Consider the following 16,218-nt stretch of genomic DNA (forward strand, 5'->3'; position numbering starts at 1 on the left):
GAAAACGCCGAAGTCGAAGACATCAGAGACCACCCCTTTACAGACATCACCCTCCCTAAACTTCTGCCCTGCCGACCAAATCATTATGCATTCCTCACAATCTAAGTCCTTTTTAACCTTCAAAAGGTCCCGTGAGCGCGAGTGGCCGCACCTCGAATTTCACGGGGATGCCACCCGCGCTCGCGCGACATACGCCGAACCTTCAGTCTCGGTAGACGTACCCACCACTACTATAGTAGTTCGTCCATTTCGAGCTCCCGCCCTCAATAAATGAATTGAATCGAGGGATTTCCGCTTGCGGAATTATCCATTCGAATTCGATGGCCCCTCTGCTGTTTTCATGGGGAGTGCGGTACTTCGCCGCAGGAAATGCTTTCTTGAAGCCTGGCTTCATTTTATACCGCCAGTAGCCGTGCTCGAACTGAGTTTCACCTGCGTACTGTTCGGCCACACTCGCCGTATCGCCAAGAAAAGCCAGCCCTGGTTCGGTCCTGAACTTCGTCTTCGTAGGCGGATGGTTCTCCGGTCGCGGTCCGTGACGTTCCGCCTCTTTATTACCTATGTGTGGCGCCCGATACAGATAATAGAACTCATCATCATCTTCGTCTGTGCGGCCTTCAGCGAGTTCCTCTGCCATCTCCCTAATGGCACTGCCATCCAACTCACGGGTAAGACCGCCAAGAAACCCCAGGGGCCCAGGAAGTCGGACACCCGCAGGACCGCCACTAAAGAGCTGAAAACCCGGGCCGGCTCCCGCTCTCAGTACCGGCAGAGGGGTCGGGCCTGGCTTGAATTCAACCTTTGTCGACGTCACGCCGCTGGAATAGGTGACCGTGCTGGTCATGATCGTTTTTGTGCCCGGGAGCGTGACTTCCTTTTGGTAGTTGTAGTCCCAGCCTGTACTGGTCTTGGTCCAGGTCTCGGTTCCGCCGTTGCAGGAGCTCGATGAGCCGCCACACGCGCCGTCGGGGCGCAGTCCGGTGGGATCGGACAGGGTGACGGGGGTGTTGTTGGAATAGGCGTAGCCGTTAAGGGACTCGTGGTCTTCTGGCACGAGAATGGGGTCAACGGAGAGGAAACGTCCGGTGATCGGGTCATACTCGCGGGCACCGATGTGGGTGAGTCCGGTGTCGGCGTCGGCTGGTTTTCCGAGGAACCCCTTGTCGTCGGGCCACGTTGTCGGCGCGTTGCCGCGGTTCTCTCCGAAGGGCTTTGTGTAGCGGCGGGTGACCGACTGGGTGGTGGCGTCGACTGTCATCGATGCGGTGCCATGGTGGTCGTCGACCACCCAGGACAGGCCGGCATCGGTCCGGACTGCGGTCGCACCCCCCGCCGTGTAGTAGCGCTTAGCCGTGAACTTCTTGCTGTTCACGTCGTAGTGGAGTTCCTGCCCGGCCAAGTAGAGGACGGTCTCGCCAGAGCCGCGGCGGATGAGGAGTTCACCGTTGGCGTCGTAGAGGTAGTCAGTGGTGTTGGTGCCTTCGGTGAGGCGGGTGAGCTTTCCTTCGATGTCCCAGACGAGGGTTTGCGCACTTCCGGTGGGGCCGTAGCGCTTGGTGGTGTTTCCCCTCTCGTCATAGGTGAAGGGCTTGGCGGTGCCGGCGCCCACACTGATTGAGGTCAGGGTGTGGGGCTGGCCGGTGCCGTCGGCCTTGACGGCGGGGTAGCCGTATGAGGTCTTGGTGTCACCAGCTGCCTTGTGCTCGGTCTGGGTGTCGCGCAGGCCCCCTACTTTGTAGGTCCAGCTGGTCCAGTAGGGAGCCGGGCCGCCGAGTGCGCTGGACGAGCGTGCGGTGGCGCAGTCGTTGGAGGACGGGGTCCACGCTTCGGTCAGGCGACGGTAGCCGTCGTACGCGAAGCACTGGGTGTCCTTGCCGTTCGCCTTGTCCGTCATCGACTTGACGTTGCCGGTGGCGTCGTAGAGGTAGTCGACGTCACTGGTGTAGCCGGTGTTGGTCTGGTCGACGGTGTGGGAATTGGCCAGGCGTCGGGTGCCATCCTCGTAGCGGTTGAGGATCTGCATCTGCTTGGCACCGGTGGAGGTACCTAGGCGGGTCTCCTCGATCTCACCGTACGGGGAGTAGCCGATGCTCTGCACGTAGTCGGTCATGCCATCGGTGCCGGTGAGCATGCCGAGGCCGTTGTAGCTGTTCTCGATGGTCTCGGCAGGCAGCCCGGCTGCTGCCGGCAGTGAAGTCGACTGGACTGTGCCGTCCATGTTGTAGACGGTCGATGTGGTGAATGACTGCGGTGCGCCTGCAGTGACCAGCGGGTCGGTGGCGGCGATGACGGTCTTGGTGCCCTTGGCGCGGCCGAGGACGTCGTAGCCGGTGACCGACTTGGAGTAGATCTTGCCAGTGGTACCACCGACGTACCGGATCGACGCGGTGGGTTGTCCCTTGGCCAGGGAGTCGTAGGTGAACTTGGTCAGCCGGTGGGCGTCGTCCTTGGTCCCGTCCCAGGTGCCGATCCGGCGACCAAGCTCGTCGTAGTCGGTGAGCACGGTGCGGGAGACACCGTTGAGGGTCGTGGTAGCGGAGACCGGCTGGTCTGCGTCGTTGTAGGTGGAGGTGATGGATCCCTTGTCGGGGTCGGTGGAGGTGATCTCACGGCCACGCAGGTCGTAGCTGCGGGTCCAGACCGCCCCATCCGGCCCGCTCAGCTTCTTAAGCTGACCGGCCGCGGTGTACTCATACAGCGTCCGGGTGTAGTCACTGCCGGTCGGAGTGGGGCCTGCGTATTCACGGCGTTCGGTGACCCGGCCCCGCGCGTCGACCATCGTCAGCGTTCCGGAGCCCCCTGCAGCGGCGGTGACAGCGGTGCGGTCGCCCTGCTTGTCGGTCTTGGTGCGCCACTTTTCCTGGTTGTAGACCCGGAAGATGGAGTCGGTGGCGCGGCCGGCCTCGTCGTAGACCGTCTCGGTGGAGGCGGGCGTCGAGCCAGGGTAGGTGTTGGCAAGGGTGCCCGACGGGGCGTTGTTGTCGTGGATCTGGCTGTTGGCCATGTAGGCCAGGCCGCGGTCGTCGTAGAGGGTTTCGGAGATCACCCGGCCGCCGTTCGGCGCGGGAGTCTGTACCTGACGAGAGCGCAGCAGGCCGTCGAAGATCTCGTAGGAGCTGTTGTAGGTCTTCCCGTCAGCCTTGAGGGTGTCGGTGCGGACCCAGGTCTCCTTCTCGTTGTTGATGCTGTAGGCGTAGGTGATGCTGGCTGCGTCGTTGCCGACGCGGGAGCGGTCTGGTTTCCACACCGACAGCAGCCGGCCGAGTGCATCGAAGGACCACTCGGTGACGTTGCCGTTGGCGTTCGTGATCTTGGTTGCAGTGCCCCAGGCCGGGTCTACCTCGGTGGTGGCCGTGAAGAGCTTGGGGTCGGTGAGCGTCTTAGACCTCAGCGGGCCATAGCCCGTGTCGTCAGGCAGGTATGTGGTTTTGAGTGTCTGGTCCTGGGCGTTGGTCTTGGTGAGTGGGCGACCCAGCTTGTCGTAAGAGGCCCCGGAGACCTTCTGGTAGATCGGTTTCTTGTCCGTGGCACCGTAGTTGGCTACACGGTAGGAGCTGGTGATTTCGCCCTTCGACGGGGCTGTTCCAACCTCCTGATTGTCGTAGGCCGTGGCCACATCCGAGACGACGTCATCCGGGATCGTCGGGGCGGTCGTGCACGGCACTGCGTACGTCTCAACGCGCGAGACTCTGTTCACCAGCCAGGCGGATGTGTTGCGGGCGTAGCTGGTGCGCCTGCAGGTCTCGTCGCCGGATTTGGCGGTGTCCCCGCTGTCATCCATCGTGAGTGGCATGCCGTACGTGGTGTCGTACGTGGTCTTCTGCTTGGTCGTGCGGGTTCCGGTGGATGTCTTCGTGCGGCTGGTGGATTCGCCGGCTTGGACGATCCAGGAGTCCGTGGTGCCCCAGTTGTAGGTGTGGCTGCCGGTCTTGTGGGACCAGGGGGTGCTGATCGTGCCGCTGACTTCTGCGGTGTTGTTGTAGGCGATGGTTTCGCGGACGAAGCCGGCGTATTGGCGGGAGTCGTCGATGGCGGTGCCGGTGGAGTCGGTGACCTTTTCCACGCGTGCGGTGCCGTCGAGTTCCTTCTCGCCGTTCAGGCCGCGCATGTAGAGGGCGGAATTCTTGGAGCGTGGGCCTTCGGAATCGCCGGAGGTCGTGACGACCTTGCCGTAGCCGCGCCACTGCGACCAGGTGCGATTCGACGCCTTGGTCAGGCCCTCGTCGTCGGAGTACGCCCAACCGGCGCCGCCTTGGTAGTCGTAGTAGGTCTCCATGGTGTCGCCATGGCCGTAGGGGTCTTCTTGGAAGACGGAGGTGACGACGTACTTGTGGAACCAGTCGGTGGTCGGTGTCGCTCCGGACTGGGACCACTTGACCGGGAAGCAGCGGCGGGTGTTCTTGTCGACGGCTGCTGGCATGCTCGAGCCCCAAATGCAGTCGGGGTTCGAGTAGTTAGCGGTGAGGGTTGATCCGGTTTCGGACTTGATGGTGCGTACGCGCCATTTGATGTAGCGCAGGGTGTCGGGGCCGCTGCCTTCGACGTGGTTGGGCATCTGGATGCCGCCGAAGACGACGGGCGGCATGGCGGCCGCTTTGTCGTTGGCTTTGCCGGTGTTCTGGATGGACTTCAGCCACAGGCTCGGCGACGAGGCGTCACCCGTGTTGGGGAAGCTCTGGTCAAGGTGCCATGTGTCGACGTCCCGACGAGTGGTGCCGGTGCCGGTCCACACCGAGGTGGTGATGTGGGTAAGGCGCTTGCGGGTGAAGAAGGCCGGGCCGATCTGCGTGGTGCACTTGGTGCCCGACGCGCAGACCATGTCGTACGGGACGTCGGGCCAGTCGGCCTTGGTGTCCTCGGTCAGGCTGGTGCAAGCGCCGGAGGTGACGCATCGTTCCGCGTAGGTGAAGCGGACCTGCTGGGCTGCGGGCTTGGAGTAGAGCAGCTCGCTGCGCAGGCCGTAGTCGATGCGGTTGAGGTAGCCGCCGCGGGTATAGGCGGTGCCGTTGACGGTGGTGTCGGCGTTCTTGGAGTAGTAGTTCGCCTCCTTGGTGTACCAGTAGGTGGAGGCGTTACCGTGCGGGTCGACGACATAGTCGAGGTTCCAGCGCCAAGTCTGCATGCAGGAGGAGTCGGCGAAGCCGGTGGACTTGTAACAGGGCTCGCCTGGGTCGTCGCCGTAGACCGGGACGTTCCAGGTGGAGTTGGTGACCGGGTCATCGTCGGCGGTGTCGGTGGTGCCCTTGTTGCTCCAGCCGGGCAGACGGTGCTTGCCGAAGAAGTACTGGATGCCGGAGGCGTCGGTGACCTTCCAGTACTCGGTGTTGTTGTCGTTGTTGCCAGTGGCACCGGTGAGGTGCTCGACCTTGGTGCCGTCTTCGTTCTTCAGCTTCCACGAGCCGCCGGCGGCCTCCGACAGAGCGGCAGCGTCGCAGGCCGCCTTGTCCGCGCAAGTGTTGACGAGTTCGGCGGCCTTGCCATTGAGGACAAGAGTGGCGTTGGCGTACTTCCAGCACAGGTCGCCCTTGCTGGAATGGCCGTCGTCCTTGCAGGAGCCGTACTTACGCTCGATGTAGGACTCGGTGAGGGCGAAGCCTTCGCCGATCACCGAGGTCTGGTTGTTCTCGCCGGCCGTGCGGCCGTCCACCGAGGCAGAGTTGTAGAGGATGGACAGGTTCGGGGACGGGCCGGCCGTCGCCGGGGGAACCCGCAGGGGGTAGTTCCAGGTGAAGTCACCGGTGCTGCCGCCGGCCTCCCAGGTCGCGGTCGGGGACAGGGGGGTGGCGCTGTAGTCGCTTCCGCTGCCGGAGCTGCTGGCTGCTGCTGCCAGCACCATGGGGGTGCCGGCCTTGAGGCTGCGTGCAGGGATCGTGCCAGTCAGTGTCTGGGACTTGGCGTCGTTGTCCGCGCCGGATACGGGGGTCTGGGTGCGGCAGGACTTCTTCTTCGGAGTGGTCAGCGCGCACGCCGGGAGTGCTACCAGGTTCAGTCGGGGGCCGAAGTTGCCGCCGTAGACGTCGTTGAAGGTGGAGTAGTCCAGGGAGACGCGGAGCGTGTCGGTGTCGTCGGCGGACTTGCTGGATGCGGCTCCCGCCGGGTCGACGGTGAGCAGGACGCCGTTGATACCCGCCTTCTTCGCCACCGCCTGGGAGTGGACGTTGAGCGCCACCTTCTCTGCCGGGCCCGTGGCCTTCGCCTTGGTGGTGCTCTTCGCCTGCTTACCTGCCGGAGCAACGGGCTGCTGGGCCAGCTTCACGCCGAGGCCACCGACGTTGGTCTCGGTGCCGCCGCTTGCCTCCACCTCGGCAGTGGCCTTGTCGGCTTTCGGCCAGGCGGCCTTCTTCAGGCGCTCACGCGTTTCACGGGCAGCAGGAGCAGCCTTGTTGTTCGGGGCCTTGGACTTTCCGGGCTTGAGTCGACCGACCTTGTCGATCTTCGCGTCAGGCCGGTCCTCCAACTCCTTGTTCTGGGCCGAGGGCTGCGCCTGGGCCAGGGAGCTGAATTCCGCGGGTATCGCGACTTGTGGAAAGACAGACAAGGTGACGACGAGTGCGCCGCGGCCGAGCCAGCGGCGTAGGCCCGGCCCTGGCACGCGTCTGCGGAAAGGTGTTGACGACACGGTGATGTCCCGGTTCTCGGAAGTGTGGGCAGGAAGCGCTCAGGTAACGGGGTCGGCACCCGCAACGCTGAATCTTGGGAGCGCGCGGCAACGTGCGAGGAGGCAACGAGGGGCGGCAGGGCAGGCGGGATGCCTGCCCTGCCGCTGCGCTCTACTGCTGGAACTGCTGCTCGGTGTTGTACCGGTTGGCGATCGTGCCGGTGGAGGTGGAGCCGGCCCAGACGCGCACGCTGTTGATCTTCCCGGGGAAATGGCGCGCCGCAGCGCCATTGATCTTCGCCCGGCCGATCTCGAACACTCCGCTGCCCTGCCAAGGGGCCGAGTACGCCACGCCGTCTTCGTCGCCCATCCGAGCGCTGTCGACGTGGAGCTTGAGCCCGCCGAGCTTGGAGGTGTCATCAGGGTTGGCTGCTGCCTGGGCGTCGTAAACGACGGTCAGCATGACTGGTACGCCAAGCTGAGCGGTGGTGAAGGCGGTGGAGTCACTCCTGGTCCATGCAGCACCCGTGCCGTCCTTGTCGGGGCGGCCGAACGTCCACCGCCCCTGGGTGCTGCCGGCCGGCTGCTCGTACCAGACACCCCAAGAAGACTGGTTCGCCCCAGACTGGCCGAACACCTGCACGGCGTACGACTTGCTGGTGTCGGTGAACTTGGCGGGGTCCAGCGTCACCCACGCGGTCGCGGTGAACGATCCTGAGTCATCGACGATCGGCCCCGGGGCCGTGGCGTAGGCACTGGTGCCGTTCAAGGTCATCGTCTGGGTGGTCGTCACTTCCTCGCCGAGCTCCGGGTCACCGGTGGTGAACTTGGTCAGGACGGCCCCATTCAGAGTGAGGTTCCGGCCGAAGTCACTGGTGTCCCTAATCGTGGCACCCGTTGCGTTAATCATGTCCATGGCATCCCACTCGGCCACGAGCGCCGGCACGGGATCGCCGGCGGTGCCGTCGCTGAGGTCTTCGTCCTCCAGCCATGCGTCATGGGCGACCTCGGTGTCCGCGAGTGCGCGAGCCCAGACCTTCACCTCGTCGGCAACCCCACTGAAGTGCTCGACGTAACCGGTGCTGTTGTGGAACCGCCCGATCTGGAGCGATCCGGTGGCCAACCATGGCGTGGTGAAGGGTACGGGCTGCCCCTGGGGGCGGCCGTTAACAAACAGCTGCACGGTCTGGCCCGCAGCGTCGTAGACACCGGTGAGGTGGGTCCACGCGTTTGCGACGGGGGCAGTGGCGGCGGTGGAACGGCTCGCTGCCGGTGAGGCGACGTCACTGTGGTAGCGGGAGAAGGCGAACCGCTGGCTGGTGGCTGAGTAGTGCAGTGCGAAGCCGGACAGGGTGGTGGCCTGCTGGGAGACAATCGTCTGACTGCGCGAGAGATCGGAAAGCCGGGCCCAGGCGGAAAGGCTGAATGACTTGGTCGTGTCCACCACCGGCCCCGACGACTGGGCATAGCCTGTGGTGCCGTTGAACTTCAATGCGCTCGCGCCACTGCGCGACTTGGCGTCCCATGTCACGCCGGAAGCGGTCAGCGCGTGCGGCGTTGCGGTGGTGGAGTCTGTGAGGGCGTTGTCCAAGTGCCAGACACCCGAGGGCTTTTCCGCGCCCTTGACCAGGAAACTGTAATAGCCGGTGAGCGAACTGTGCCCGGCAGCATCGAAGCCCCAGACCTGGATGGTGTTCTCGCCTGCCTGGTTCGGTGCAATCGACTGGGTCGTCGGCGCACCCTTGGCGACGGGTATCGACAGGGAGACCGCGCCGCTGTTCAGCTTCCACTTGTAGCTCACGACGTCGGACTGGATGCCGGGCGTGGTCGCGTTGGTGTCCCCGGGGGTGAAGGTGAACTTACCCGGCGTACCGACTCCGCCGGCGGCTGGGTCGGTCGCGGCCGGCTTGTAGATGCCGTCGGCACTGGCCACGATGGGTGGCGGCGGCGAATCGGTGTCCACTCTGAAGTAGCACCAGGACGACCAAGAGGAGTCGAGGACGCCGGTAGCGCCCCGGTCGGTCTTGTAGTACGCCTGCGTCTTGACCCGCATCCGGTAGTCCGTCTGCGGGGGCAGCGCGCTCGAGGTCGCGTCCCGGGAAGCGTTGTCGGCCACCCAGGCGCCGTCCGGGGAGGCCGCGTACCATGCCCGGCTGGAGCCGTCTGCCTTCCACACCTCGAACAATGCGCGCAACTGGGACTGGGAGCCGTCCGCTGACTGCACCGCGGCAAGCATCTTCGGTGTGGTGTCACTGGTGGCAAAGGGCAGCGTGGAGGCAGTGCAGGCCCGCCCGGTGGTGCCCTGCTGCACGCCGTAGCTGGTCGGGGTGCTCGGGTAGGACACGTAAGTAACGGACAGCTTCGCGTCATTGCGGAAGCGGGCCCACGAAGCCGCGTCGGATTCGTCGTGTGCGGTCAACGAAAAGGTGATCTGCGACGTCTTGTTCTGTGCGGCGGAGGCGAGGGTAGGCGTGAGGTTCTCGTTCGTCTCATCGAGGTTGTCGCTGAAGCGGACCCAGTTCGCTGGCTGCGACGGGTCACACAGGCCCCCGCGGCCGTAGGCGACGTTCCGGTCGCCCATTAGGTTGATCTCCTTAGGGCGGACCGACCACGTGGTGCTCGAGGTGATGCCCTTGTCCACGGTGCTCAGGTCGTACCAATGTGGATCGCACGTGAACGTCCAGACCTGGTACACCTCCATCGTCGCGTCCAGGATCTTCTTGCCGTGGATCGAGGAGAGCGGGTACTCGAAGTACAGGCGCTGCGTGTACGGAGAGTTGGAGCACAGGTAGCCGGCGTGGTTGGAGCAGCGGCCCACACCCTTGTCTCCGTCGAACTCCCAGAACTTGTCGCCGTCCGAGGACAGCGCCGTCCAGTCACCGAGCGCAATGCCCTTGGTGGGCGGGTCGATGTACAGAGGGAAAACCGTGTCTTTGCCCTTGAGCAACGCCGGGTCAGGTGTGATCTCCATCGTGGTGCCCGTGACCTTGAGCGGGAGCTCGGCCTCCGCGTCACCGCTGCTCGGCGCCTCCGAGGGAGCCGGCTCGCCCTCGGCCTCCGGCACCACGACCGACTCCGCCGATGCAGCAGAACGGGCGGACGTAGTCGAGGCCGTCGCCGGATTGTCGCCGGCCGAGTCCCACATCCGGCCCGCCGGGCTCTCGAACACCGGGGTGCCGTCGCCGTCGCGCGCGACAAAGCCGCCATCAGCAGTCGCAGCGATATCCAGACTGCCACCGGAGATCGTCATCTCGATCGTGGCCAGCGCCGGGTTCGCCGCCGCCTGGGCGGTCTTGACGACCAGCACCGAGGTGTAGCCGGAACTGAGGGCAGTCAGCTTCAGATCGACAGCAGGGAGAACGTCGGCGTAGGTGGCGGTGTTGGCGTCGAGCCGGGGCTCGGGAAGCTCGGTGGGCCATCCCAGCTTCAGCTCATGCCCGTCGTCCTTGAGCGTGACCAGGCCGGTGCCCGAGCCGCCACCCGAGAAGGTGAGAGCGGCTGTGGTGTTCTTCGCCCGGATCGATCCATCGGCCTCACGCACGAGGGTGGTGTCGATGGGAGCCCAAGCGCCGTCGGTCTTGCGGGCACGGACCGGAGCTGCGTTCATCTCTTGCGTGAAGGTGCCGTCCGGGTTGGCAAACACCTGAGATGAATCGGTGGTCGCCTCGTCCACAGCCACGCGCTCACCGCTCTCCGCGGCAAGAGCACTCGCCATCGACTCCGCCGTGCCAGCGGCCTCGGATGCGGCAGCCGCCGGCGCCGCCACAGCAGACGGAGCCTGGGCAAGCAGCGTTGCCACCAACGCCGCGATCCCTGTACCGACTACCGCCGACGCACCGCGGCGCGCTCTGACTCTTCGCCGCTTTTGGGCATGACTGCGCCCCCATCTCAACTCCACAGTCCCCACCCCAGAGTTACAAACGCTTCACAAGTTCCGTGAGTAAACGATGCAGAACCACACCCAGTCAAGAGATCCCATCCAACGAATCACCGCCCGACCTGCAAAAACAGCGACTCGGCCCCAAATGCGACGGAAGGTCAAGACAGGGTTGATTCGCAACGGTCAGCATCGATCTGCGCCCTTGCGCCCGGAGAGCTGCCTCGTCGGCTACACGCCATCCTGAAGCTAGTGCCGCATCAGACAACGGTCGCCCTCTAGCTCGCGGCGAGCGCTGACCACTCTCCGCACACAGGCCGGGGCCGTGTGCCGCATGCGTCGAGTCACGCCCCCAGGTGGGCGCGAATGAGTGTGTCGACTCGTTGCCATGCCGGGGAGGAGGCGTTGACTGTGTCCTGAATGAGGGCGGGAATCGCGGAAGCTGCATCCAACTCGGGCGGCTCGTCGGGTCCGTAGCGGTCCTGGATCGCCTTGGCGATCCGGCGGGCGAGGTTGTCGATGCGGGGATCGTCGGCGTTGAGGTCGTGCGCGCGGTCGTAGTCGAGGAAGAGCTGTCGCAGCGCCAGGTCGGCCAGGGTCTCGGCTTGATCGTGAAAGAGGTTGATTGCGCGGTCCGGGTGGGTGGCGAACACGAGAATCCATAGGTCCCGTTGCAGGTCCACCCATCGGGGCGTGAATCCCCAGCGAGCTAGGTGCTGTAGGTGGGCAGCCACCTCGGTAGGCAGCGGCGCCAGATGCCCGGCAGCGAGCTCGCGCAGGCGTCCCTGTGTTGCCCGCAGGTCACGGATGCGGGTAGTGAGGTTGTTGTCGATCTCATGCAGCGCCTGCTGGAACTCCTGGTCGGTTGCTGATCTCAGGTCCTTGATACGGGAGAGGGGGACGCCGGCTTCGGCGAGAGTGCGGATCTTGACCAGGTCGATGGCGTCCTTCGCGCCATATCGCCGGTAGCCGGACGCATCGCGGTCGGGCTCGGAGAACAGTCCCTTGTCGTGGTAGACGCGGATGGTCTTGGTCGACACCCCGATGTACCTGGCCAGCTGCCCGATGGTGATCACCCGACTATGTTCCCACTTGACCTTTCCCTAGGGGCAAGGTTGCACCATGGCGTCATGACGAACATGAATGCCGACCGGGAGACCCTGCGTGAGCTGGCCGATGAGGGTAACGAGACCGCTTTGGACCGGCTGGCCGATCTCGCCGACGCAGCGGGCGACGTCGTGGAGCTGAGCGAGCTGCTGGACGAGGGATCCATGCACGCTGGGCTCCTGCTGACTCGACGCGCGGTAGCGGCTGGCGACCTGCGCGAGCTGCAACGGATCTCCGACGCCGGCTACGAGGAGGCCGGGAACGAGCTGGACCGAGTGCTGAAGGTGCCGGCCGACGAACCGAGGGATTGAGACTCTGACCGGTTGCTGTGGCTGCGATCCGGGACGCAAAGATCGAATCCGCCTCATGGTCGGCGCGCTCGGGCCAAGGTGTTTGGCATGGCCGAGCCGGTGCGTGTGCGCGAAATAGACGATGAGGAGGGCCGGCGTCTGCTGCGGATCGTCCGCCGCGGTACCGGCTCGGTGGTCACTTGGCGGCGGGCTCAGATGGTGCTGCTGTCCGCGCAGGGCATGCCAGTGGCGAAGATCGCCGAAGTGTCGTTCACCAGCGATGACCGGATCCGGGACGTGATCCACAACTTCAACGCCGATGGCTTCGAGTCGCTGTATCCGAAGTACAGGGGCGGCCGCCCCAAGACGTTCACGCTGCCCGAGCGGCGCGAGATCAAGAAGATCTCGAAGTCGAAGCCGACCGAGCACGACCTGCCGTTTTCCACCTGGAGCCTGACCAAGCTGGCGGACTTCCTGGTCGCCGAGGGGGTGGTCGACGACATCAGCCACGAGGGCCTGCGCATCCTGCTCCGCGAGGAAGGCGTCTCCTTTCAACGGCTGAAGACCTGGAAGACCTCGCACGATCCGGAATACGCGGTCAAGAAGGCCCGGGTTGAGCACCTCTACGCGATCGCCGACGGTGAGGTCATACCCGATCATGGCGAGCCCGACGTCGTCTTCTGCATGGACGAGTTCGGGCCGCTGAACCTGATGCCGCACCCGGGCCGGCAATGGGCCGAGCGCGGCGGGAAGCATAAGGACCCCGACCGCGAATCCCGCCGCCGACGGCGGGCGACCTACAACCGCTACGGCGGAGTGCGGCACCTGTTCGCCGCCCTGGACCTGGCCAGGGACAAGCTCTACGGCCACATCAAACCGATCAAGAAGCGGACGCAGTTCCTGGAGTTCTGCCGCTACTTGCGCAGCCTCTACCCGCCCGAGACCCGCATCGCAATCGTCTGCGACAACTTCTCCCCGCACCTGACTACCAAGAGATGCCAGCGGGTCGGCACCTGGGCCGCCGCGAACAACGTCGAGATCGCCTACACCCCAACGAACTCCTCCTGGCTCAACCGCGTCGAGGCCCAGTTCACCGCCCTGCGCTACTTCACCCTCGACGGCACCGACCACGCTGACCACAAGGAACAGGGCAGCATGATCCGCCGCTACATCATCTGGCGAAACCGCCATGCCGACGACCGGCGCCTTCGCGCCGTCGTCGACAGGGCGAACGTTGCCTGATGCGGCACTAGATCTTCCAAAAACAAGCCAGGCCCTGCCCCGAGCACGAGGCAGGGAGTCACTAGCAGTCGCTGCGGAGATGACATGGGTTTTCGTCACTCACGAGCGCCTGGTGGCCGAGCACACCGGCTCCTTCGACGGGGTGCGCTTCTCCATCACCCCCTACACCCTCGGGTTCGCCGGGCGCCCCGGTACCGACCGCCAGGCGTACGTCGACAACCTCGCTGCGGGTCCGGCCACTGCTCGACGCGCTCGGGCACGGCGCCGCCACGGTCGCGTGCGAGCTCCGCTTCACACCGCTCGTCGGCATCGGCGAGCTGACCGACACCCGCCTGGAAGGCCATCACGTTTTCGCGACCGGCCCGCACCTGCTCATCTCCCGCCACCGAAGCGCCGACGAGCTGCCGCAGATGGTGATCGAGCGCCTGGACGAAGCCGGTCCACTCCCGCCTCGACGCCCCGTATGTGCACATCCGCTCCGACCACGCCGAGCCGACAGTGGCGACCGTACGGGCCGCTCTTGACGCCACCCTCGGCATCCCGCACCAGGCCCGGGAGGTGCGGCTGCACCGCTTCTCCAACGCCGACGGCCCGTACTGGGCCGCCGACCCCGAATTCCACCCGGACGGCACCTGCACCGCCCTCAAGCCCGGAGCCCAGCGGATCGCCTCAACCGACAACGCGACCGTGCAGAACGTGGCCTGGCGCAACCCGGACGGCTCCAGGGCACTAATCGCGCAAACAGCGGCGGCTCCGCCCAGTCCCTCCGAGTCGACTGGGGCGGCCAGTCCTTCACCTACACCCTCCCGGCACGCACCACCGCCACCTTCACCTGGGCCGGCACGCCCCGCGGCCCATCACCGCAGATCGGGCCGCTAACCGCGCTCGCGGGCAAGTGCCTGGACGTGGCCGACGGATCGAGCGCCGACGGCACCGCCGCCCAACTCCACACCTGCAACAGCACCGTCGCCCAGCGACGGTCCTACAGCGCGACCACGCACGACGTGGTCAACACCGCTGCGGACAAGTGTCTGGACGTCACGGGCAACAATTCGGCCGACGGGATCTGGTCCTGCACAGGAGCAGCCAATCAGAAGTGAACCCACCAGCGGTCTTGACCCTTCGGCGAGAGGCATACCGGCACGCGACAGCTCGCGCACAGGGCTCAACGCTTCCTTTACCAGCGAGGAAGCGGCGGTTGAGTCCGTGGCCGAACGCGACGGCCCCAGGGGCCCAGACAGGCCGCCGGACGTCAGCGTGAAGCGACCGGTGTCCTGTCGCACCGCCCGTCAGGCAGTCTCGTCGAGTTCTCAGCAACCGACTGCGCCGCAGGTCAGACACATGGTTGAACCGCAGTGGCGGGCACTCCGCCCTTCGCCGACCGTGGGCGCCGGGAACAGGTGGGCACGAGACCCACCGCAAGGCCCTGGCCTGCGGGCTCAACCCCCAACGAGACAAATGGCGATCCGCCACCTTGGTCGACCAGGACAGCGACATGGGTCCCGAAGAACTCTCGGCCCGCTGGGCGGATGATGCCTCGCAGTGGACCCTCGCACTGGAAGAGCTCGAACACAGCATCTGGTAACACCTCGGCCCAGGGAAAGGGTTATGCCGGAGGCGTTCCGTCAGGATGGTCGTTGATCCATGACAGGCCGCCCAGGTCGAGCCGGTGGCGGGCGCGGGTGACAGCGACGTAGGCAAGACGCGCTTCCGCCTCGTCGACACGACCAGGGATAGGCCGCCCGTGATCGTCCTTCTTGTCGGTGTCGCGGGGCGGGGTGAAGTCGTCGGCAATTTTGACGCTTGCCCATTCCCGCCCCTTGGACTTGTGGGCAGTCGAGACGGTGACGTCCGCTGTGCTCTCGGGGTCGAGACGGTGCACGGCGTTGAGGATGGCTTCGGTTCCGTGAGTATCGACGAGGTCGACGAGCGGCTGGAGATCTCGCCCAGCGGGATCGTTCGCAGCGTAGTCCTGCAGGTCACCCCAGGTGGAGAAGAGAAGCAGTTCGGGGTGGAAGGTGCGTCGGCCGGCACGGAGATCGTCCGCAGCGCGGGTGAGTGCTTGCAGGGATTCCCCTCCCCCGGTCAGGGCGACGCGATGGCCTGTGTCCAGGAGCTGCATGACTTCGCGCATGGCACCCACGTTGGTGCGGCACAGGATGGCGTCTGGCTGGTCGACGGGGCCGAGGGTGGTGGGGATCGTGTCGGTGCCCGCGAGGCGCAGGGGCGCGGTGGCGATGGAGAGCCAGCGGTTGGCCTCGGCGGCGAGGTCGGGGCCGAAGCGGAAGGACCGGGACAGAGTGAGCCCGGTGCCGCGGAAGGCTGTCATGACGTCGCGGGCGCCGCGCCACTGGTAGATGGCCTGGGCCGAGTCGCCGACCATGACGAGCTGGGCATGGTTGCGCTGGGCGTTGAAGACCTGTTCGACGACGGGGTTGGTGTCCTGGGCTTCGTCGAGGAGAAAAAAGTCTGCGGGAATCGCCGGTTCGGTCAGCGCCCAGATCTTGAGGTAGTGGTCATGGTCGAAACGGACGGCGCCTGCGTCGGGGTTTTGGAGGTCGGCCCATGCTGTGCGGGCGAAGGGCATGACCAGTGCGGTGAGTTCGCGGTGGTGGCCGGCGTCTTCGAGGTTGCGCAGGCGGGGGACGTGGTGGTCGGTGAGGGCGGGGTCCGCGGAGTGGCAGAAGCGGGTGAGGGTGCGCAGGGTCGCGTAGGAGAGTGCGCGGGGTGAGAGGTCTCGGTCGCCGATGCGGAGGGTCTTGGTGATGCCGAGGTGGTGGCCGGTTTTCCAGCTGGGCTGGCGGGGGCTGTTGAGGCGGGTGCGGTAGCGGTGGCCGACGGCGGCGTAGGCGAGGGCGTGCGCCGTTTTGCAGGTGACGGTGGAGGGGAACCGGGTGGCGGCTTCCTGGGCGATGGCTTTGTTGTAGGCGATGTAGCGGCCGCGGCGTCTGGTGCTGTGCGCGAGGAGCGCGAGGGTGCTGGTCTTGCCGGTGCCTGCTCCTGCTTGGAGGGCGAGGTGGTCGCCGGCGTGGAAGCGGTCGGCGGCGGCGGTCTGTTCGTCGGTGGGGGCAGGCACCGGGGGTCTCCGTGGGTTGGGGCGGGTG

The 16,218-nt window shown here is 65.6% G+C and carries 6 protein-coding genes and 1 pseudogene; 3 read left to right on the forward strand and 4 right to left on the reverse strand.

All coding sequences use genetic code 11. The features are described 5' to 3' along the window. Positions 1–202: 202 nt before the first annotated feature. The 3 genes from DTB53_RS32070 to DTB53_RS32080 all read right to left on the reverse strand — a co-directional run bounded on the left by DTB53_RS32070 (position 203) and on the right by DTB53_RS32080 (position 11,551). A complete protein-coding gene (locus DTB53_RS32070; protein ID WP_012377426.1) occupies positions 203–6,619 on the reverse strand; it encodes an RHS repeat-associated core domain-containing protein in 6,417 nt (2,138 codons plus the stop codon). 151 nt (positions 6,620–6,770) lie between these two features. Next, a complete protein-coding gene (locus DTB53_RS32075) occupies positions 6,771–10,313 on the reverse strand; it encodes a laminin G domain-containing protein (RefSeq protein ID WP_012377427.1) in 3,543 nt (1,180 codons plus the stop codon). 506 nt (positions 10,314–10,819) lie between these two features. Continuing rightward, positions 10,820–11,551, reverse strand: a complete 732-nt coding sequence (locus DTB53_RS32080; RefSeq protein WP_003969237.1) for a MerR family transcriptional regulator — start codon at positions 11,549–11,551, stop codon at positions 10,820–10,822. Between the two features lie 54 nt (positions 11,552–11,605). On the opposite strand from DTB53_RS32080, the gene DTB53_RS32085 reads away from it, so the two are divergent. From DTB53_RS32085 to DTB53_RS32095, 3 genes and pseudogenes are all read left to right on the forward strand, one after another. Then, a complete protein-coding gene (locus DTB53_RS32085) occupies positions 11,606–11,893 on the forward strand; it encodes a hypothetical protein (protein ID WP_003969236.1) in 288 nt (95 codons plus the stop codon). Positions 11,894–11,980: 87 nt separating this feature from the next. Next, positions 11,981–13,114, forward strand: a complete 1,134-nt coding sequence (locus DTB53_RS32090) for an IS630 family transposase (RefSeq protein ID WP_003969235.1) — start codon at positions 11,981–11,983, stop codon at positions 13,112–13,114. Positions 13,115–13,726: 612 nt separating this feature from the next. Next, positions 13,727–14,214, forward strand: a pseudogene (locus tag DTB53_RS32095) (glycoside hydrolase family 30 beta sandwich domain-containing protein); the annotation flags it as partial. Positions 14,215–14,720: 506 nt separating this feature from the next. Here the strand turns inward: DTB53_RS32095 and DTB53_RS32100 are convergent. Beyond that, positions 14,721–16,190, reverse strand: a complete 1,470-nt coding sequence (locus DTB53_RS32100; RefSeq protein ID WP_012377431.1) for a UvrD-helicase domain-containing protein — start codon at positions 16,188–16,190, stop codon at positions 14,721–14,723. Between the last annotated feature and the right edge of the window lie 28 nt (positions 16,191–16,218).

The organism is Streptomyces griseus, from assembly GCF_900460065.1.
In the GTDB taxonomy this organism is placed as follows: Bacteria; Actinomycetota; Actinomycetes; order Streptomycetales; family Streptomycetaceae; genus Streptomyces; species Streptomyces griseus.

Excerpts from the sequence above, each read along its gene's own strand:
- DTB53_RS32075 (WP_012377427.1), bottom strand. The coding sequence starts at position 10,313 with ATGGCGAGTGCTCTTGCCGCGGAGAGCGGTGAGCGCGTGGCTGTGGAC.
- DTB53_RS32085 (WP_003969236.1), top strand. The coding sequence starts at position 11,606 with ATGACGAACATGAATGCCGACCGGGAGACCCTGCGTGAGCTGGCCGAT.
- DTB53_RS32090 (WP_003969235.1), top strand. The coding sequence starts at position 11,981 with ATGGCCGAGCCGGTGCGTGTGCGCGAAATAGACGATGAGGAGGGCCGG.